Raw genomic sequence first — 19,553 nt, forward strand, 5'->3', positions numbered from 1 at the left:
CCATACTAACTTTATAAAATATAGAACAATGCACCCATAATGAATGCATCATTCTTTTCGCATAGCTTCTTACTCGCTTGAAAACCCGGGCGTGCCTATCCGACTAAAATACCCCCCAAAACGTTCAACTAATGATGGCACAAACATAGGTGATAATGACGCAAACCTTAATGGAACCAACTCGACTAAAGCCATCTCTGAAGGCAATGCACAAATATCATCGAACTGAACCATCCAAGGCCCCTGCGGCACTGAAGAAACGTCGCGCATCGGCAACAAAAAATGTTGCTTCAAAGATCCATCATGCTGAATAAGTTTTTTAATTTTTTCCCGAGAAGCATTTGAATTAGCAGCTATTAAAGCGCCCCACTTTTCCGATATATCTTCCAAGGCAGCCATAAGAATAGTTTTTACTTTCCCTTGATTCGCTAAATCGCATCGAGGAGAAACTACTATCCACTTCCGCCCTTCGAAATCAACCAAATCTCCAGTATCCAAACGCTCTTTCATAGGAGGAACGAAATATGTTTCCTCAGGGTGAGTCGAATCTCCACCAGCAACCAAGAGCGCATCATGCACATGTGCAATTACGTGCCTTGCGACTACTTCCGTTAGATCTTGGGATAAATCTGATGTCCAGTGCTGCCAGCGAGGCCAAATAGACTTATAGAAGATCTTCGCGGTTTCTCTATTATACGTCGCTTTAACCCCTCGCAACTTTAAAAATACATCTTTGTTACTTGTCAACCAATTAAAAACCTGATCAAAACCGTCCCCCTTATCCATAACTTCAACCTGAGGGCTACCATAGCTACCTACATCAGCGTCTACACGCTGACCGGTATATACCGCGACCCCCATTGGCAATGCGCTTATCAGGTGACGTACAAATATGTTCCCGTCACTGTTATTTGCAGCAACACCGACCTCAGTCTGCAAGCGCAAGTCAACTACCGCAGCATCAAACCGGTGGAGATCTAACAGTTCTTTAGCACCAGTAACTGTTTTAGACGCTAGAAAATCAATGGAGAACCCTTTAGCTTCAGAGTCTGCATTATGCGAATCTATAGCATCTTGCCATTCCATCAGCTTTGAATCTTCATCTTCTACAATTAAAATTTTTAAAGTAATCACTGGTGAATTCATTATATAGGAGCTCTCTGCATTTCAATTACAAAAGTCGTTTGATCTGCTAGAGGATCAAATGCGACATCTCCTTTGCTTGCTCTCATTGCTTCCCTAGCGATAGCCAACCCGATACCCGACCCCTCTGTCTTGAGGGAGAATCCTGGATGAAATAAATTCCCATGAAAGCGATCTGCAATCAGAGGACCGTTATTCGAAACAGCAACTCTCACATACTTCTTAGACATACTTACAGAAAAAGCCAGTTGCCTCGGATACTCAGGACTAACACTTAACCAATGGATTGCATTATCTATAATATTTATCAGCGCTGCCATCAAGTCTGATTCAAAGCCGATTACATGGGGGTGTAGTTCTTCGTCCGGCATCTCGAGCACGATTGATGCTTCAGCAATGCTGTCGCTAAATAAACCAATACACCGATCCAATACAGAAGTCACTTTAAAAATCTGACTTCGACCTCTTCTCTTTCCGGAGATCGGATCGAGAGCTTTGAACAACTTACTTAATTGTCCGGAAGAATGATGTATGGAATAAGCCTCTTTTCCAAAAACAGAGCGAAAATGATCGCCAAACTTGGATTCTTCTCTCAGCCGCGGTGCGCCGTCAGACAATCGTTTAGATCGCGTGGCGATATCCGATAGAAAGCGTCTGCCGTCATGTAGTATCTGTGCAACAACAAGCCCAAGCGTCGATCTAGAGGAAAGCGCCTGCTGGTAAGTCTCAAGTTCTGCAATAGACGTTTTCAAAGCTAAGCTATCAGCTTTCATTGCTCGCTCAATTTTATTTCTGTACTGGGCAGGAAGAGTTGCCACAGCACGGGTGGTCGCACTCAAGTTAGCTTTACTGCGTACTGACTCCGTGTCAGTTGCGGACTTCCTACTTAATCCAGCAGCCTGCCTAAAGTCTTGGCGCATTGCTTCAATATGAGTTAACAGCTCAGCTACGAGTCGTTTCAGTCGTAGAAATGCTCCATTGTGCTCCAACCCCTCCCGACTACTTCTCTCTACTAAGCCAGACTCTTTTTCATCCTTTATTTCGACCAATCCCCAGACTTGGTTCAAACCCAGCTTTTTAGAAGGATTTTGAACTCGCATCCGTTCTAGCTCTAGCCAATCCGATTCGGCATCACCATATGGTCTGATGCGAAAACCGCCGCGATATATACCAATCCCTATATTCTCGTCTAATACTCGTTTTGCATCTAGGCGCCCAATCCCCCCCAGCCCTAGCTTTTCGAACAACTCAACTACCGCCTCACTCTCGCGATCGTATATATTTAACCGCAACGAGACCGCACCACACTTAGACTCTTCAGAAGATGGCTCCGTCGCTGAAATATTTATTTCTTGCCGAACACCATCACCTCTCTGATTTATAAAGTATCCTGCGAACCCACCATCGCGATCAAATTGCCCCTCGACCATATAATGAAATATTTTGTCAATCGCGAACGGCTTTATTTCTTGCGGATCAAACGATTCATCTTCGATGCCTTCCACTCCTTCTAGAGCTCCAGCAACAATAGTTTGCCCGTCAAATCCATGAACGTCTTTTTTAAATGAGCTTATATCCAGGTATATCTTAAATTCATCTTCGCGAGCCTTTATTGGTGAAGCTAGGCGCCGCAACTCCCTCACGAGTAACTCAAGTTGTTTTTTTGTCCACTGATCCCGAAGACCGGTGATTACCAGAGTAACACCTGGACACTCCTCCTTACTTCCAGGCCTAGTAGAGATATCAATATCAACTTGGTCGAGATAAAGAGTCTTATCAAACAAATCCCAATCAACGATTATTTCACTTACTTCTAATGAACTATTCGAGTCGATGCTTTTAGTTTTTAGATGCAGCTTCTTGCCCAATCGCGCCGTTGCAAATCGACCAACTCCTTTGGCACCTAGCATGGTTCGTTTTTTTTCGGGGCTTGACTTCCTGGTAACCTTGTCACTTGTGGCTGGTTCAAACCATTTATCTAGGAGATCAGCCGCACTCATACCGTGCCCAGCATCTACGACCGTAATCGATCCCTCGTCATCGTTTCCTTTGCCATCCTCCGGCGGAGCTATCTTGATATGCACGGAAGGAGAATCAGCGTCGAAAGCATTTTTCACCAATTCAATCAGAGCTGCTTCTGGGCCGCTTATTAATTGGTCTCCAATTGTTCGTACGATCCTTGCTCTAGGCCTTAGCTTTGCCATCTTCACTCCCTATGAACCGTTACATAAGCCATGCAACGTTTAGCCTCGCCGGCTAACCATCAGTTTGGTGTCGTCCGACAATGTACATCAAGTGCCATCATTGCAAAATGCCGAAGCAACAACAGCAATGGTCTAGTCAGGGACCGTTTGCTTGACCCCCTTTTTTTCTAAGGCTACCCTCAGCTCCGAGCCTAAGAAACTCTACAAACCAGAGCGGTCCTCCGCACCCGACAGTCATGCGGCTTTTTTTCGTCTGCGGTTTCTCTACGCCTGCGAAAAATCCCGTTATGTCGGGAGTGGGCGAATACAAGACCCGAAAGGGGAATATGTCCGGCCCGTCTCTGGTGGGTTTCTTAGCTCCCGACACCCTAACGAATGCCCTAAGAAAGCAGCCAGAGGTAAATGGAAATGCCTGAATATCAAACCTTCATGATGAAGGTGAATCGCTGTACCCGCCGTTCGAATCCCGTGCCTCTTGGTCAGGAGGCATGCCATGTCTGAAACACTTCTTCCTACTCGTTTCGTCCGCAACAAAACCCATTTGCACGCCCTTCTGGTTGAGAACCAAGCGTGGTTCTGTGTCCATGAGCTGGGCCGGTTGATGGGCAAACATCTTGATGAGCGCCAATTGCGTAAACTCGACGCTGATCAGCAGCAGATGATGCGCGTGGAGACCTATGGCGAAGCGGAGGACCAAATGATGGTGAGTGAGTCCGGCGTGTATGCGCTGCTGATTTATCACTACTGTCCTGAGCATCGGCAGCTTCGCGAGTGGCTGACTCATCAGGTTGTGCCCGCCCTGCGTGATGCTCGCCCGGCGCGCTCGGTTGAGCGTCCGACGTTGAGTGTTCTGAGCTGGCCGCAGATGTCGCTGAGTACGTTGCACTGGCAGGACGAGCCGTGGATTCGTTTGCGGGATATGCCTTGTTTGCTGGCGGAGGATCAGTTCAATCGGCAGGAATCCTGGTGGCGTAGGGCTTCGCGATTGTTGCGTGGTTGCTGAGGGTTTCAAGATCCGCTGTTTGAGGCTCAAGCAGCGGATTTTTTTGCCTCAAAATGCTTGGGACTGCTCCGCAGCCCAGCGGGAGCAAGCTCCCTCGCCACAGGGAGATGCGTAGCCTGCAATGGCGGCGTGAGAATTGAAATCTGGTTGATGCCAAGAGTCGCCAGCAGGCTACCTCCCACAGATTCCGCATCATCCTGAAAACAATCAGTGCAACCCGCGCCGCCTCCCGCTATTAATACCCCTCCCCCACTCAAGGATCCGAGCCCCACCATGAAATTCGATCTCGCCTACTGCCGCAGCCTCGATGACAAGTTGTCGATCTATGACGTTCGCGATCTCAATTTCGATGAGACGGTGGCCTTCGATTCCGCGAAGGAACACTTCCAGTGCCCCAACGATGCCTGTCGTTCAGCGTTCGAGGCGTCCAACGAGTTGGGCACCTTCAACGCCAAGAACGTGAATTACGTACGTACGCCGCACTTCAAGAATCTGCCCACTACGCAGCACGTCGCGGGTTGTCCGTATGTGAGTTTGAAGGCTTTGGCTTCTGGCGTTGAGACGGCGGATGGCGAGGTGGATGACGGGCGTGAGGAACACTTCCCTTCGGAGTTGTTGCTGACCCGCCGTGAGTATGTGCGCAAGCCTATCGCGCCAACGGGGGTGGCGGATGTGTTGCGGGATGACCCGGTGCGGGCGGCGGCGGACGGTGGTAAAGAGTCGGCGAGTCGTGAGTCGGCGCCGGACAAGACCAGTGTGTTTGCGCATCCGGTGGAGTGTTTTGTTTCCAACTTCGCGGACAAGGAGTTGCTTAAGCGGATGCCGTTGAAGGTCGGCGAGCATTCGGCGCCGTACAGTTCGTTCTTCAAGAAGATCGAGTATCTGACGGACAACAAGGGGCTGATTTACTGGGGGCGGATCAAGAAGATCGAGGACTTTCACAGTGCCAGTTTTCGTATCGATTTCGAAGACAAGGTCTGGTTCAAGAAACCCGAGGACAGTAAGAAGAAGCCGTATCCGGTCAGCGTTTATCTGAACAAGAAGCTGATCGACAACTACCGCAAGCGCAAGGCGTTTCTGGAGGAGATCAAGCACGCGGTGGATAGCGACAAGGCGTTGTTCTGTTTTTTCTATGGGGTGACGCCGGAGTTGAAGCAGGTGCCGGGCAAGAAGAACCCCGAAAAGCCTTTCGAGGTCTTCAATGCCAATATCGAGAACCTGGATCACTTCATTATTCGTGAAGCGCCGGGTCTGGAGTGACGGTTAGCCCTGGGGCAGTTGCAGTTTGGCGGCGCCGGGGTGTTGTTTGATCAGCGAGTACGGCAGGATCGACCAGTCGGGTGAATCGCAAGAGCGTTGCACGCGAGCGAAATAGGCGCCGAGGTACAAGCCCTTCTCGGTGAAGTACCAAGGTGAAGTGCCCCAGATGCTCTCATCCTGGAAGTTGCAGTCGTCATCTCCCGTCGGTTTCTTCATTTCTGTGGGGTACAGGGCGGTGAATTGCTTGATTACCCAAGGTACCAACTCTTTGCTTACGTACTGATAGCGCGCGTTACTTTCGGCCTCGCTAAGAGGTTTGTCGCCCAGGCTGTCGCGCTCGGCATGCAAAATCGGCGTGCCCTTACCTACCCAAAAGACATCTTCGAGTGACAATGGGTGGCCGGTTTTTACATCAATGTTGAGGGGTGAATCGCCAAAATCAGGATGCGCGCCGCCGCAGTAATAGCTGGTCGAGATGTTCAAGCTGACTACCGCTGGCGAGATCATTTTCGGTTCTGCCTGCTGCATGAAGTCGACGTTCTCTCCGCCACTCAATTGGCAACTGTGATAACGGATCACTTCAAGCCAGAGCCGTCCCAGCAATTGCTGATTAACCCGTTGCAGATCATCTTTCGGCAAACCGGATTCCACACTGAACAGGGCAATTTTCGAGTCGGGCTCCGTCCACCATTGCAGGGTGTAGCCCATGAAGGTCTCTTGCTTCGTGGCTTTGAGATTGAGCCCCTGCACTCGCAAGTATTCGTACAACTCGCCGCTCGGCAGCGCGGCGATGATTGGCAGCGTGTTAGCGGTTGGTGTTGGAGTTTTGGCCTCGGTGAGTTGCACTGACAGTTTCTTGCCCTTCGGACTTTGCCACTCGCCCTGCCAGCCGTCGCCGTTCTCTTCCAGCTTCAACGTTGGCAGAGGCTTTTCATCACCGTAACGATTGTTGCCCTCGGTCAGAGTAAGTGTGCTGTCCTGCAACGCGCCGCTTAGGGGCAGATCGCGATGGTACTTCTCATAGAAGTAGCGGCCAGTCACTTCGTCCGGCTGTGTGGTATTGAGCTCCACGACAATCGGCGTCTTACCCAGCGTACCGGTAAATACGCGCCGGCCATCTTCGGCATGGGCGGTGGAAATCAGTGTGAACAGCGCCGCGGCATATGGCGCCAGGCGCATCAGTCCCTTGAGCATGAATCAATCCTTGAAGGAGTCGGTGGTCGCGTCGGCACACAGGCGCCGGCGCTGAAAAATACGCTGCGGATTATGGCGGGGGCAGCTTAACTATTCGAGTTTTCTTGCTCGTACTTTTCAAGCCAGGCTTTGCGCTCGAGGGCCGCAATTTCCCGAACCATTTGTTGGCGACGCTCCTTGGCAGCATGAAGCTGGACGTCATCAAGAAAGCAGTAATGACGCAGCCAGTGAAGCGCCATTTCCTCATTCGGAAAATAGTAAGACTTGGCGCCCTTGCTGTTCCTCGGTGTGTCATTCATTTGCTCGTCAAATACCATCGCTGTGATTTCATCCGGTGGCAAAGACCCCGTATGGGCGACCTTGTCCTGGAAAATCCATGCAATCTCATCAATGTGTTTTTGCGCGCTGCGATGGCTACGTCGATAGAACCGTTGATGCTCACAAGTCTGTTTCAACCGCGCCAACATCAACTCCGGGTTAAGCCACTGCCCGAGGTCATGATGATGTGCGTTGATCACTATCCCCTTGACCCAACGATCCACGAATCGATCAACAAAGTCTTCTGTGTCAGCCTTTTTCGCATCAGCGAAAATCAGGCAATAGCGGGTCTGGACGTGAATGACCAGCAACACATGCTTGCGTTGTACCGTTATCGCGTGCACCAGCCACTGCTCGTCAGCGCCGCTCAGCTCATCATCTTCAATGATTGCGGACGGCGGTTTAGCATCCACCGGCGTGATCTTTTTGCCCTTGTGGACACGGCTGAAGAATTTGCTGGCGGCTTCGGTGCAGTTAAAGATCAGCATGTAGGCCCCATGTAATTTCTACAGAAAAGAAACATATTCTTGCGAACACGCTGACTGATTCCAACCCCCTTCGACGCGCGAATCAAGGCAATTGCAATGGAACACCGCCGGGGTGCTGTTTGATCAGGTCATAAGGCAGCACGCCCCACTCGACGTATCCGCACACGGCGGCGACATGTGGATACGACGGCGTGAAGGTGATGCCGTTTGCGCTGAAGTACCAGGATGGGAATGCCCAAGGTTCTTGCTCGTCGTACCCGCATTCGTTTTCGCCTTCCGCGACGACGGTCATTTCCGTGGAATAAAGCTTTAGCAGCTGCGCGACGAGCCAGGGTGCGAATTCTTTGGAGCGGTAATTGTAATAGTCAGCGGAGGACACTGTAGAGGCGCCTTCCAATCCCTCCACATAATGAAAGGGCTTGCCCTGCCCCACCCACAAAACGTCCTCAAGGGTCAGCAACTTCCCTGTTTGTGTATCAAAGTTGAGCGATTCATTGTTTTGATCCGGATAGGCACCGCCACAATAATATTCGGTAGCAATGCGCGCACTCATCACCGAAGACGACAACCATAGCGGTTGACTGGATTGCGAGTAGCTCCCCGCACAGCTGAAGTGTGCGTCCACCTCGCCCCACAAGCGTGCCATCAAATATTGATTGATGCGCTCCCGCGCTTGCGGCGAATAACCCGATACCACTTCAAACAGCGAAGCCCCCGACTTCGCCTCGCTCCACCATTGCACCGTGTAGCCCATGAAGGTTTCGGTTTTGCCTTTTACAAGTTGCAGACCCTGCAACCGTAGGTACTCGTACGGGTTCTTGTCATGCAGTTCGGTGAAATAAGGCAAGGCACCGGCGGGAACATCGGGGAGCTTGGCGGGCTGTAATTCGACCTTCAGGATCTTCCCGTCCGGGTTGCTCCATTCGCCGCTCCAGCCGTCGAGTTTTGGCTGCAAGCGCAGAGTCGGGCGCGAATGGCCATCCATCGCCGCGCCTTCGGCCATCACCAGCGCATCGTCTTCTTTGCTGATGTCCAGCGCCAAGTCTTTTCGGTATTTTTTGTAGAAGTAACGACCCTCGCTGTAGCGAGTGTCGATTTCCACAACGATCGCGGCTTTGCCCAGGGTGCCGGTATACACCGGCTTGTTGTCGTCGGCCCATATCCGGGTTGAGAGCACTAAACCGATGAGCATCAACATGCCGGAGATTCGCAACAGTCCGCGATACATCTTTCATCCTTGAGTGACTGGGCTTTTGCCCATGAGAAAACGTTGCGGATTATGTCGAGGTTGCGCGGGGGAATCGAGCGCTGTCGCCTTCAACTCAAGCACATGCTGATCATCACCATCAGCAACAGCCCGATGTACACACGCGCATGCACCCGATCCGGGATTCGTCCAATCCATGGCGCGGCCAATCGAATCCCGATGAGCGAGCCAACCGTCAGCACCGCAAACGCCAGCAAATCCACATACCCGACAAACCACGCGCCCAGGTCAGCCTGACTGAACCCGGCAAGCGCCATGTACGTCAGCGTCCCCGCAACTGCCACCGGCACACTCAGCGGATTGGCCATGGACGTCGCTTGCGACATGCTCAATCCACAGCGGCGCAACAACGGCACGGTCATGACGCTGCCGCCTACACCGAGAAACGTCGCAATGGCGCCGATGCCTACACCACCTGCGGAAGTTTCCGTAGCGCCAAGTCGGCGTGGGATGACGCCTGCGTTCTGAGTGAGAAACCCGCGCCTGAGCAAGCAATCGACAATGGTTACACCGAGGTAGCCGATGAACGCATAGCGAATCACGTCGCCGCTGACCCACACCGCCGCCATTGCACCCACGACCGCACCCACTCCGATGAACCCTCCCAACGGCCACAGGTAATGACGAATGAGATTGCTGGCGCGACGGTGTTTGTCGGTGGCGATCAGGGCGTTGACGATCATCACGCAGGTCGAAGTGGCGACGGCGATGTGCATCGCTGACTGGCCGATCGGGTCGTCGACGCCGTGGCTGGCGGTGAGCAGGCGATACAGCAGCGGCACCACGACGAAGCCGCCGCCGAAGCCGAACAGCACGGCGGTGATACCGGTCAGGCAGCCGAAGAGGGTCAGCAGTAAATAGAACATGTCGAGGCGTCCGTGGTGGGAGAACGGTCGACGATAGAGCGGCATCGCTTGGCCTGCTTCAGCAACTCAGCCAATAATGTTTGCGTTTACGCCAACCACTGGGAAACACCTGATGCGCAATGTTTCGATCAATCTGCTGGATGACACACCGCGCGCGGTGGTGGCGATCGGTACGGATTATTCCCACGGTCACTTGCTGCCTTTTCACACGCATCGACGGGCGCAATTGTTGTATGGCGCGACCGGGGTGATGCAAGTCAGCACCCATGACGGCAACTGGGTGGTGCCGCCGCAGCGGGCGGTGTGGATTCCGCCGGGGGTGGCGCACGAGGTGTTGATGCTTGGGGTCAGCACGCGCAGCTTGTACATCGAACCGGGTGCAGTGGATTTGGGGGAGCGCTGTCAGGTGATCAGCGTGTCGCCGTTGATGCGGCATTTGCTGATGGAGGCGGTGGAGGTACCGCTGACCTATGACCTCGGCGGGCGCGATGGTGTGTTGATTGATCTGTTGCTGCATGAATTGACGCGCAGTGCGCCGCTGCCGCTGCACATTCCGCTGCCGACTGACGGAAAGCTCCTGTCTCTGTGTCAGACCTTTCTGCATCAGCCGTACGCCCACCAATCACCACAGCAGTGGGCTGACCAATTACACATAAGCTTGCGTACCTTCAACAGACTGTTTCGCCAACAAACCGGGCTGAGCTTCAGGCAATGGCGGCAGCAGGCTTGCGTGGTCCTGGCGCTGGCACGTTTGGCCTCAGGTGAAGCGGTGACGCGCATCGCGCTGGACTTCGGTTATGAAAGCCCGGCGGCGTTCTCGACGATGTTCCGGCGGATCCTCGGGCAGGCACCGTCCGTCTGGTTGGAGGCGGCGAATTAGCGCAAATCAAAAAATGCGTTTGATCCCGGCCGAAAACAACTGTACAAAAACACAGTACATTTTCAATCAGCACTCTTGAGCCCGGAGCACACCATGGCCTCTCTTGCGATGAACCACATCCTCGAACGCATTGCCCTTTTCCAGTTCACCCCGACGCACTGCGTCCAGGCCCGAGCGATGCTGGGCTGGAGCGTGGAACAGCTATCGCGAGAGGCTGAGGTCCCGGTTGAAGACATCCAACGCTTTGAAGCGCAGCAGGATGTCGCGGATGCGGCGCGACTGGCGTTGGCTTACCGGTTCGAGGCGCAGGGGCTGGTGTTCTTTCCCGGGTTTGCGCCGGGGCGTAGTGCGAGTTTTCAGAGCGTTTCGTCGGAAGCGGTGGGACGTGGGGATTTTGCGATGGCTGAGTAAGGATAAAAACATGAGCGAGATCGAAGAAAGCACAGGCAATGTTTATCAAGATTTAGGGCTTGAGCATACAGGCGAGATGCTGCTCAAGTCCGAGTACGCGACAAAATTGGTCTCGCTCATCGAGTCCAGCGACATGAGCGAATCTGAGGCTGCACAAAGACTGGGAATACCTCTGGAGAATCTCCAGCAAATCCTTCGTGGAAAATTCCGGGAGGTACCCGTTACTACGATGGCCGAATACAAGATCAAGATTTCAGGGCTTGGTTCTGGAGCAACCGGTTCGCCCCCTTAGACGCGAACCGTCTCCAACTCATCAGGCGCTCTGCACCACCGCCTCACTCTCCCCTTCAACCGCCAACCACCACGCCTCCCCGCGTTGCGGTTGAGCGATGTTAAACGCCTCGCCCATCTGCGGCGTGGTAATGGAAATACTGCGTTCCCACGCCAATGCCAGGATCCGGTCGAACGGTTCGTGCCAGGCGTGCATGGCCAGGTCGAAGGTGCCGTTGTGGATCGGGAAGAGCCAGCGGCCTTTGAGGTCGATGTGCGCTTGCAGGGTTTCTTCGGGCTGCATGTGCACGTGTGGCCATTCGACGTTGTAGGCGCCGGTTTCCATCAGGGTCAGGTCGAAGGGGCCGTACTGTTCGCCGATGCGTTTGAAGCCGTCGAAGTAGCCGCTGTCGCCACTGAAGAAGATCCGCGTGTCGCCGTCGATCATCACCCATGACGCCCACAGTGAGCTGTTGCCATCGAACAGACCACGGCCGGAGAAGTGTTGCGACGGTGTGGCGACGAAACGGATGCCGGCAATTTCGGCGCCCTGCCACCAGTCGTATTGGCGGACTTTGCTGGCTTCGATGCCCCATTTGATCAGGGTGTCGCCGACGCCGAGCGGGGTCAGGAACAGGTTGGTCTTGGCGGCCAGCCTGAGCACGGCCTGATAATCGAGGTGGTCGTAATGGTTGTGCGACAGGATTACCGCTTCGATCGGTGGCAACTGGTCGATGCTGATCGGTGGCTGGTGGAAGCGTTTCGGCCCGGCCCACTGCACTGGCGATGCGCGCTCGGCGAAGACCGGGTCGGTGATGAAGAATTTGTCGCGCAGCTTCAGCAACAGAGTCGAGTGACCGAGGCGATAGACGCTGTGATTGGGCGCTGCCAGCAGCTCTTCCCGAGTCAACGCTTGCACCGGGATCGGCGCGGCGGGCCGGGTGTTGCGCGGTTTGTGGAAAATCATGTTCCACATGATCCGCAGCATTTTGCGTAGGCCTTCGCGCTGCACGGGTGCGTGATTGCGAAACAGCCCCTGATGCTGCCGCGAGGCTTCAGGCGTGGATGTGTTATCCGGGAGCGAAACTGGATTGGCCATGACTGAATGACTCCAGAAAAACCGCGCAATTCGCGGTTTTTCCACGGTGGGACGATAAATGGCCAAAGCTGCACGCAATAGGCCGAACTGTCTGGTTTTTAGATTGCGAGGATTAACGCAACATTACACTGACCGGTGTAGTTTCTAGGTTGCATCAAAGCGGATGACAAGTAAACTGCCAAGTGTAATTTCATCTTTTCTCTGCCGAAGCGTACTTATGACAGTTCCACTGCGACTCACCGACCGTAAACGCGAAGCCATTATTCAGGCGGCGATTGCCGAATTCCGTGCCCACGGTTTCGAGATCACCAGCATGGACAAAATCGCGGCCACGGCCGGTGTGTCGAAGCGCACGGTGTACAACCATTTTCCCAGTAAAGAAGAGTTGTTCGCCGAAATTCTCAACCAGTTGTGGGCACGAATCAGCGCCGAGCAATCGGTGACCTACAACCGCGATCAGCCCTTGCGCGAGCAATTACGGCAGATGCTGCAGGCCAAGGTGCAGTTGATGGCTGACGAGAATTTTCTGACCCTGGCACGGGTGGCAATTGCTGCAACCATTCATTCTCCGGAGCGCGCGCAGAACATGATCGAGCGCATGGGCGAGCGCGAAGAAGCTCTGACCGTGTGGATTCGCGCCGCGCAGGCCGACGGCCGATTGAAACCGGTCGACCCGGAATTCGCCGCCCATCAAGTACAAGGTTTGCTCAAGACCTTTGGCTTCTGGCCACAGATGTCGATGGGCCGCGCCGCTCTTGATGTCGACACGCAGAACACCGTCGCCGAATCGGCGCTGGAGATGTTTCTGGCCTGCTATCAGCTCTAAATCGCCCTCCACCTGTAACCCGCTCCCTGCCAGTTGCCGCTGTACGAGGCATGGAGGCTTGATGGAGCGATGGGTGAAGCATTGAATTCATGTTGTCATCCGCAGGTGCCAGACTTGCGAGTGGGTCTGAGTATCGGTCTGGCGCGGTATCAACCCTTGTACAAGGATGCCCTCGACTGGCTGGACGATGCCGACAAAGCGCTGTACACCGCCAAACATAAGGGCCGCAACACTATCAACGTAGCCTTGAGCCGTACCGCGACAGACAACGCCAGCGCTTAAAAAGTTATACAAAATTACAAATAATTACTTTCTTGTACAACTTTATGAAGTTTTGTATAAGTAGCCATCTGCCAGTTAAGGAATGCTGGCATTGAGCAGTCACCGCCGAATGCCGTCCGCGCATTCGGTCTGCCAGCGCGGAAATAGGGACTGAATCCTCGATCTTCCCCTTCTTCCAGAGTACTGCGAGCATGTTCTTCAATCGCCACAAAGCCGTCGTCGATGACCTTCAGCGCACCCTCACCGAACAAGCCGGCCTGCTCGATGCGATCAATCGCTCGATGGCGGTGATCGAGTTCGACCTCGATGGCGTGGTGCTGCGTGCCAATGACAACTTTCTCAAGACCATGGGTTACACCGCCGAACAAGCGATCGGCCAAGCGCATCGGCGCTTTTGCACACCAGAGTTCGGCCGTAGTGCTCAGTACACTGATTTGTGGTCTCGCCTGAAAAACGGCCAGTTTCAGTCCGGTACGTTTGAACGGGTCGACGGCAAGGGTCAGCCGATCTGGCTGGAAGCCAGTTACAACCCGATCAAGGATGCCTCGGGACGGGTGGTGAAAGTGGTCAAGTACGCGATGGAGGTGACCGCCAAGGTGCAGCAGGAAAGTGAGGCCAACGCCAAGTTGCAGGCGATTGACCGCGCCATGGCGGTCATCGAATTCAACCTCGACGGCAGCATTCTCACGGCCAATCAGAATTTTCTGACGCGCATGGGTTACACCCTCGCCGAGCTGAAAGGTAAACATCACCGTTTGTTCTGCACGCCGGCATTGGTCAATAGCAGCGCGTATGAGGATTTCTGGCGGCGTTTGAACCAGGGCGAGCTTTTCCAGGGTCAGTTCGAACGCGTCGATAAACGCGGGCAAACGGTGTGGCTCGAAGCCAACTACAACCCGGTTTACGACGCTGCCGGGCGCTTGTGCAAAGTGGTGAAGTTCGCCTCCGACGTGACCGCCCGAGTCGAGCAACACGAGCAGGACGCGCGCAGTGCCAGCGCGGCGTATCACATCTCGGTGGCGACGCGAAAAGTCGCCGAGCAAGGTACGCAGGTGATCCAGCAGGCCGCCAGCGAAATGCGCGAAATCGCCGAGGACATTGCCGAATCTTCAACGCTGATTGCACAACTGGGTGAACGCTCCGAGCAGATCACCGCCATCGTCAACACCATCCGCGCGATTGCCGACCAGACCAATCTGCTGGCGCTCAACGCTGCGATCGAAGCAGCGCGCGCCGGTGAACAGGGACGCGGATTTGCTGTGGTCGCTGATGAAGTGCGACAACTGGCGGCACGTACCAGCGGCTCGACGGCGGAAATTTCCAGCATGATCGGGCTGATCCAGAACGAGACCCGCCAGGCCATCAAGAGTATGGAAGGCACCCGGGGTCGCGCGGCTGAAGGGGTCGAGTTGGCGAATCAGGCGGGGACGGTGATTCTGCAGATTCGTGATGGCGCCAGTGAGGCGGTGGATGCGGTGAGCATGTTTGCCAATGAGCGGGTGCCGGGTTAAAGGCAGGTAGACCGCGTCGTTGCCTTCGCGAGCAAGCTCGCTCCCACAGGGGTTAGGTTGATCACAATATTTGTGAATACCCCGGCTACCTGTGGGAGCGAGCTTGCTCGCGAAGGGGCCGGTCGCCATAACGCAGGGCTATAGTGACTACACGTCCCACGCCCTGCCGAGTGCACCATGACCACTGAAAAACCCGCATCGCCTGAAACAGCTCCCGTCGATCACCTGCGCTTCCACCGCCCTCACGCCCACCTCAGCACCACCTTCGGCAATGACACGTTCGCCCTGCGCGCCGAGGCGTTTGCGCGGTTCTTCGGCACGCCGATGTTTCTCGGCGCGCAAACCCTGATTGTGCTGTTGTGGGTCTGCCTCAACGCGTTTGGCGTGACCACCTTCGACGTTTACCCGTTTATCCTGTTGAATCTCGCTTTCAGCCTGCAATCGGCCTACGCCGCGCCGCTGATTCTGCTGGCACAAACCCGTCAGGCCGCGCGCGACAAGGCGCAAGCCGATGCCGATGCGCAACACCGTGAAGCGCTGGCACAGGCCAATACCGAGCGCCAGGCCCAAGCCGCGAAGAACACCGCGCAACTGCTTGAACTGCTGGAGCAGAACACCCGCCTCACCGAAATGACCAAAAACCTCACCGAACGCATCGCCAGCCTGACCAGCGAGTTGCACGATCACATGCGCCAGAACCCGCAGCGCTGATCACGGCAACCGCAGCGCCCGCCCCAACTCATCAAACAACGTCACCACCGAGCGCAAGGCGCGGCAATCCGGGCGAGTCAGCAGCCACAGCGCGGTGTCGTAACCGTGCAGCGGCTCGCTCAACGCCTGCAAACCGCCGGTGATCAGAAAGTCCGGTAACGCCGCCACGCCGAGGCCCGCGCGAACCAGCTCTGTCACTGACAACATGCTGTTGCATCGATAGCCCGGGGTGACGCCGGGTAGATGCTGACGACGCCAGGCGATGGTTGGGTGATCGGGTAGAAAGTCGTCCGGGGCGATCCAGGTCAACGTCGTCAGATCCGAAGCATCGACATTTTGCAGATACCGCGCACTGGCGCAGACCCGATAGGAAATCTTCGCCAGTTGCCGTCCGACCAGATGTTCCGGCGGTGTCCGCGTCAGGCGCAGGGCGATGTCGGCATCGCGGCGGCTGAGGTTGGCGAAATCGTTGGAGGTGCTGAGCTCAATGGTCAGTGCCGGGTAATTGGGCATGAACTGCGCCAGTGCTGGCAGCAGCAAACTCTGCAGCACCGAATCGGTACAGGTCAGACGCACCGTGCCGCTGACCACTTCGCCGCCCTGCTCCACGCCAATGCGCGCGGCCTCTAGTGCTTGCTCGGCGCGTTCGGCTTGCTCGGCCAGTGTCTGCGCGAGAGTTGTCGGTAAATAGCCGGCGCGGCTTTTTTCGAACAGTTGCTGACCGAGTGCGGCTTCGAGACGGCGCACGGCGCGAAACACCGTCGATACGTCGACCTTCAACAGCTGCGAAGCGCGGGCCAGAGAGCCGCCGCGCACCAAGGCCAGAATCAGGGCCAGATCGGGGTAGTCGAGCTGATAGTGCGTGGCTGCATTGATCACTTGGGGAAACGCCCATATTGAGTGCGTGAACGCCAATCTATAGTGAGTGCCATCAATCAACAAGCGCAGGGAACCCCCATGGAAAACAGCGCCATCCGTATCGCCCTGATTGGCGATTACGACCCGCAGGTCACCGCTCACCAAGCCATTCCCGTCGCCCTCGGGCTGGTCGCCGAACACCTCAACCGCAACGTGCAATTCGAATGGTTGCCCACCGAGCAGATCCACGCCGATACGCCGCTCGAGCGGTTCGACGGTTTCTGGTGCGTACCCGCCAGCCCCTACAAAAGCGAAGACGGCGCACTGCGGGCGATCCGTTTTGCCCGCGAACAGCAGCGCCCTTTCCTCGGCACCTGCGGCGGTTTTCAGCATGCGGTGCTGGAGTTTTCCCGCAACGTGTTGGGTTGGGAGGATGCGGAACACGGTGAAACATCGCCCGACTCTGAACGCGCGGTACTCACGCCGTTGACCTGTTCGCTGGTCGAAGCGGTGGACAGTATTCACTTGGTTCCCGGGTCGTTGATCGCCAAGGCGTACGAAACGTCGCAGATTCTTGAAGGCTATCGCTGCCGCTTCGGTGTGAATCCGCTGTTCGAACAGCAACTGTTGAACGATCGGCTACAGGCAGTGGGGCATGATTCGTCAGGGGATTTACGCGCTATAGAACTCAAGGATCACCGCTTCTTTGTCGCGACGTTGTTCCAGCCAGAACGTGCCGCGCTCAAAGGGCAGATGCCGCCGCTGGTGCGCGCGTTTGTCGAAGCTTGCATGGAGCCGCGTTGATGACTGATTGCTTTGCGGTGATTTTTACTTCGACTCGAACCGAAGGTGACAATGGGTATGCCGAGGCGGCTGAGCGCATGGCTGCGTTGGTCAGTGAGCAGCCGGGGTTTCTTGGGGTGGAGTCGGTTCGTGGGGCGGATGGCGTCGGGATTACGGTGTCGTATTGGCAGAGCGAGGCGGCGATTCTGGCGTGGCGGCAGCATCCTGAGCATCGCTTGATTCAGCAGCGTGGGCGGGAACAGTGGTATTCGGTATTTCATACGCGGGTGTGCAAGGTTGAACGCGAGTATCGGTTCGGGCCATAAAATGGCGGCGCATTGGCGGCCGCCTTCGCGAGCAGGCTCGCTCCCACAGGGGATTTGTGACCACCACTGTTCCCATGTGGGAGCGAGCCTGCTCGCGAAGAGGCCCTCACCCTCACAGCAAATCTTCAGCCGCGCACCAGACTGCGCACCGCCTCAATCTCCGGCACCTCAACCTTGCTCATATAAACGCGCAACGGCTCGGTGATGTTGATCCGGTCATCAATATTCTGATCCAGCAACAACTGAATCAACTCGCGTTTAAGCGTCATGGTCTGCGCTGTCGCCGGCGCCCAGACGAATTCGTTCACAGGAATAATGCCGTCATCGGCCACGTCCATGCCGAACGAATCTTCGCTGAAACGCACGATGTATTGACCGGTTTTGCGGTTAAGGCCGACAAAACCCTTGAGATCGTCGGCAGCCTGGCAGATGAGTTGGGAGGTGATGCGCATGGTAAACCTCACGAAAAATGATCGATGGTTTACACGCAGGGCAACAGAGCGGCGCGCCCTCTGCCGGGACGTCTGCCGAGGTCAAGCGTACTGCAAACCGCGCCACAAAAGTGCAGGAAAAATCGCTTTTAATACGTTTATGTCGGTCCTGCGATAGCACCCGAGCGATTCAGTTGTTAAAAGGTACGTCTTTGAAAATGCCCTGCGAAAGGAACTCGAACATGCCCGCTACTTTCACCAAAAGTGCTCTGGTCCTGAGCCTGCTGCTCGGCCTCGGTCAGGCGCACGCCGCCAGCCAAACCGATCCGAAAGCGCTCGCTGCCGCAAACGGCATCCCGCACCCGGCGGTGATCGCCCACCGTGGCGCGTCTTTCGATGCACCGGAATCCACCGCAGCCTCCTACAAACTGGCTCGCGATCTGGGCGCCGATTACCTGGAAATGGACTTGCAGCGCAGCAAGGACGGCGTGTTGTTCGCCCTGCACGACGACAACCTGCAACGCACCACCGACGTTGCGACCAAATTCCCGGAGCGCAAGGACGCCTCGGCCACCGCGTTTACCATGGCCGAACTGAAAACCCTCGACGCCGGCAGCTGGTTCAACGCCAAGTACCCGGATCGCGCCCGCCCGTCCTACGCCGGACTGAAAATTCTGACCCTCGATGAAATCATCGACATCGCTCAGGCCAATCCGCAACACAAGCCGGGCCTGTACATCGAGACCAAAGAGCCGCAACTGTTTCCCGGGATCGAGAAAGACCTCAAGGAAAAACTGCAGGATCGTGGCTGGCTGAGCCCGGCCGGTTCGAAACTGGCGAAAAGTGCGCTGGGCGTGGGTCAGGGCAAAGGCAAGGTGATTCTGCAAACGTTCGAGAAGAACAGCCTCGAACTGCTGGAAAAAGAAATGCCGCAGGTGCCGAAAATCCTTCTGTTGTGGGTGGGCGAAGGCAGCATCGATCCGAAATCCAAGGTGACGTTTGCCGAGTCCGGCGAGAAGGACAAAAACGTTTTCTACGGCAAACAAGAGCCGAAGTCCGAAGCCGAATTCAAGCAATGGGTGGATTACGCCAAGGCCCAGGGTGCGATCGGCACCGGCCCTTCGGCGAAGTTGACCAAGGGCGGCGACCAGAGCTATTCGGATCTGGTGCAACCGTGGATGAATAAATACACCCACGATCAAGGCCTGCTGGTGCACGTCTACACCGTTGATGAGCCAGTGGACTTCGAGAAAGTCATGGCGGCCGGTGTCGACGGTATCTTCACCAACCGCGCCAGCGAACTGTTGAAGTTCTACAAACGCCCGGCGGCCGGCAGTGTTGATCAGGTGTTGAAGAACAACGGTTTCTGATCTGAAATCGAGGCGCCTTCATCGCGGGCAAGCCACGCTCCCACAGGTTCTG

The 19,553-nt window shown here is 55.3% G+C and carries 20 protein-coding genes and 2 pseudogenes; 13 read left to right on the forward strand and 9 right to left on the reverse strand.

Annotated features, from left to right (window positions below):
- Positions 1-69: 69 nt before the first annotated feature.
- Together VY732_RS22495 and VY732_RS22500 are read right to left on the reverse strand one after the other, a co-directional pair.
- Positions 70-1,146 carry a histidine kinase gene (locus VY732_RS22495; protein ID WP_331691799.1) on the reverse strand — a complete coding sequence of 359 codons (1,077 nt, stop codon included), beginning with the start codon at positions 1,144-1,146 and terminating at the stop codon, positions 70-72.
- Positions 1,146-3,347, reverse strand: coding sequence for a sensor histidine kinase (locus tag VY732_RS22500; RefSeq protein WP_331691800.1), 2,202 nt, complete (start codon positions 3,345-3,347; stop codon positions 1,146-1,148). The genes VY732_RS22495 and VY732_RS22500 overlap by 1 nt, the downstream gene beginning before the upstream one ends.
- Before the next feature lie 493 nt (positions 3,348-3,840).
- Here VY732_RS22500 and VY732_RS22505 point away from each other — a divergent pair, with 493 nt between their 5' ends.
- Together VY732_RS22505 and VY732_RS22510 are read left to right on the forward strand one after the other, a co-directional pair.
- Positions 3,841-4,350, forward strand: a complete 510-nt coding sequence (locus VY732_RS22505; protein ID WP_331691801.1) for a BRO-N domain-containing protein — start codon at positions 3,841-3,843, stop codon at positions 4,348-4,350.
- Positions 4,351-4,623: 273 nt separating this feature from the next.
- Complete coding sequence (locus VY732_RS22510) at positions 4,624-5,610, forward strand: hypothetical protein (RefSeq protein WP_331691802.1); 987 nt, start codon at positions 4,624-4,626, stop codon at positions 5,608-5,610.
- Between the two features lie 3 nt (positions 5,611-5,613).
- Here VY732_RS22510 and VY732_RS22515 read toward each other — a convergent pair whose 3' ends face one another.
- From VY732_RS22515 to VY732_RS22530, 4 genes are all read right to left on the reverse strand, one after another.
- The gene (locus VY732_RS22515) at positions 5,614-6,804 is read right to left on the reverse strand and encodes a hypothetical protein (RefSeq protein ID WP_331691803.1); all 1,191 of its coding nucleotides are present in this window, start codon (positions 6,802-6,804) and stop codon (positions 5,614-5,616) included.
- An 86-nt stretch (positions 6,805-6,890) separates the two neighbouring features.
- Positions 6,891-7,610 (reverse strand): DUF6933 domain-containing protein, encoded by a 720-nt coding sequence (locus VY732_RS22520; RefSeq protein WP_273917156.1) that lies wholly within the window; start codon positions 7,608-7,610, stop codon positions 6,891-6,893.
- Positions 7,611-7,692: 82 nt separating this feature from the next.
- Complete coding sequence (locus VY732_RS22525) at positions 7,693-8,838, reverse strand: hypothetical protein (RefSeq protein ID WP_331691804.1); 1,146 nt, start codon at positions 8,836-8,838, stop codon at positions 7,693-7,695.
- A gap of 89 nt (positions 8,839-8,927) precedes the next feature.
- Positions 8,928-9,743 (reverse strand): sulfite exporter TauE/SafE family protein, encoded by an 816-nt coding sequence (locus tag VY732_RS22530; protein WP_331695889.1) that lies wholly within the window; start codon positions 9,741-9,743, stop codon positions 8,928-8,930.
- Positions 9,744-9,855: 112 nt separating this feature from the next.
- Here VY732_RS22530 and VY732_RS22535 point away from each other — a divergent pair, with 112 nt between their 5' ends.
- From VY732_RS22535 to VY732_RS22545, 3 genes are all read left to right on the forward strand, one after another.
- Positions 9,856-10,623: an AraC family transcriptional regulator gene (locus VY732_RS22535; RefSeq protein ID WP_116029928.1), complete on the forward strand. Its 768-nt coding sequence runs from the start codon at positions 9,856-9,858 to the stop codon at positions 10,621-10,623.
- A 93-nt stretch (positions 10,624-10,716) separates the two neighbouring features.
- The gene (locus VY732_RS22540) at positions 10,717-11,034 is read left to right on the forward strand and encodes an XRE family transcriptional regulator (protein WP_331691805.1); all 318 of its coding nucleotides are present in this window, start codon (positions 10,717-10,719) and stop codon (positions 11,032-11,034) included.
- Between the two features lie 10 nt (positions 11,035-11,044).
- A complete protein-coding gene (locus VY732_RS22545) occupies positions 11,045-11,326 on the forward strand; it encodes an XRE family transcriptional regulator (RefSeq protein WP_331691806.1) in 282 nt (93 codons plus the stop codon).
- A gap of 21 nt (positions 11,327-11,347) precedes the next feature.
- On the opposite strand, the gene VY732_RS22550 is transcribed toward VY732_RS22545, so the two are convergent.
- On the reverse strand, positions 11,348-12,403 hold the full coding sequence (locus VY732_RS22550) for an MBL fold metallo-hydrolase (protein ID WP_331691807.1): 1,056 nt from the start codon (positions 12,401-12,403) through the stop codon (positions 11,348-11,350).
- Positions 12,404-12,620: 217 nt separating this feature from the next.
- Here VY732_RS22550 and VY732_RS22555 point away from each other — a divergent pair, with 217 nt between their 5' ends.
- From VY732_RS22555 to VY732_RS22570, 5 genes and pseudogenes are all read left to right on the forward strand, one after another.
- On the forward strand, positions 12,621-13,229 hold the full coding sequence (locus VY732_RS22555) for a TetR/AcrR family transcriptional regulator (RefSeq protein ID WP_331691808.1): 609 nt from the start codon (positions 12,621-12,623) through the stop codon (positions 13,227-13,229).
- 120 nt (positions 13,230-13,349) lie between these two features.
- Entirely contained in the window at positions 13,350-13,511 is a 162-nt protein-coding gene (locus VY732_RS22560) for a diguanylate cyclase domain-containing protein (RefSeq protein ID WP_442968578.1), read from the forward strand.
- Between the two features lie 281 nt (positions 13,512-13,792).
- Positions 13,793-14,428: pseudogene (locus VY732_RS30045) on the forward strand (PAS domain-containing protein); the annotation flags it as partial.
- 156 nt (positions 14,429-14,584) lie between these two features.
- Positions 14,585-15,022, forward strand: a pseudogene (locus VY732_RS30050) (methyl-accepting chemotaxis protein); the annotation flags it as partial.
- Positions 15,023-15,199: 177 nt separating this feature from the next.
- Positions 15,200-15,733 (forward strand): DUF1003 domain-containing protein, encoded by a 534-nt coding sequence (locus tag VY732_RS22570; RefSeq protein WP_331691810.1) that lies wholly within the window; start codon positions 15,200-15,202, stop codon positions 15,731-15,733.
- Here the strand turns inward: VY732_RS22570 and VY732_RS22575 are convergent, their stop codons facing one another.
- A complete protein-coding gene (locus tag VY732_RS22575) occupies positions 15,734-16,675 on the reverse strand; it encodes a LysR family transcriptional regulator (protein ID WP_331691811.1) in 942 nt (313 codons plus the stop codon). It lies immediately after the preceding gene.
- Positions 16,676-16,690: 15 nt separating this feature from the next.
- On the opposite strand from VY732_RS22575, the gene VY732_RS22580 reads away from it, so the two are divergent.
- Positions 16,691-17,395 (forward strand): CTP synthase C-terminal region-related (seleno)protein, encoded by a 705-nt coding sequence (locus VY732_RS22580; protein WP_331691812.1) that lies wholly within the window; start codon positions 16,691-16,693, stop codon positions 17,393-17,395.
- Complete coding sequence (locus VY732_RS22585; RefSeq protein ID WP_331691813.1) at positions 17,395-17,700, forward strand: antibiotic biosynthesis monooxygenase family protein; 306 nt, start codon at positions 17,395-17,397, stop codon at positions 17,698-17,700. Before VY732_RS22580 ends, VY732_RS22585 begins: the two co-directional genes overlap by 1 nt.
- Positions 17,701-17,825: 125 nt before the next feature.
- Here the strand turns inward: VY732_RS22585 and VY732_RS22590 are convergent, their stop codons facing one another.
- Positions 17,826-18,152 (reverse strand): DUF2025 family protein, encoded by a 327-nt coding sequence (locus tag VY732_RS22590; RefSeq protein WP_077574214.1) that lies wholly within the window; start codon positions 18,150-18,152, stop codon positions 17,826-17,828.
- Positions 18,153-18,373: 221 nt separating this feature from the next.
- Here VY732_RS22590 and VY732_RS22595 point away from each other — a divergent pair, with 221 nt between their 5' ends.
- Entirely contained in the window at positions 18,374-19,501 is a 1,128-nt protein-coding gene (locus VY732_RS22595; RefSeq protein WP_331691814.1) for a glycerophosphodiester phosphodiesterase, read from the forward strand.
- Positions 19,502-19,553 lie beyond the last annotated feature (52 nt).

The organism is Pseudomonas sp. ZY71, from assembly GCF_036542145.1.
Lineage (GTDB): Bacteria > Pseudomonadota > Gammaproteobacteria > Pseudomonadales > Pseudomonadaceae > Aquipseudomonas > Aquipseudomonas koreensis_A.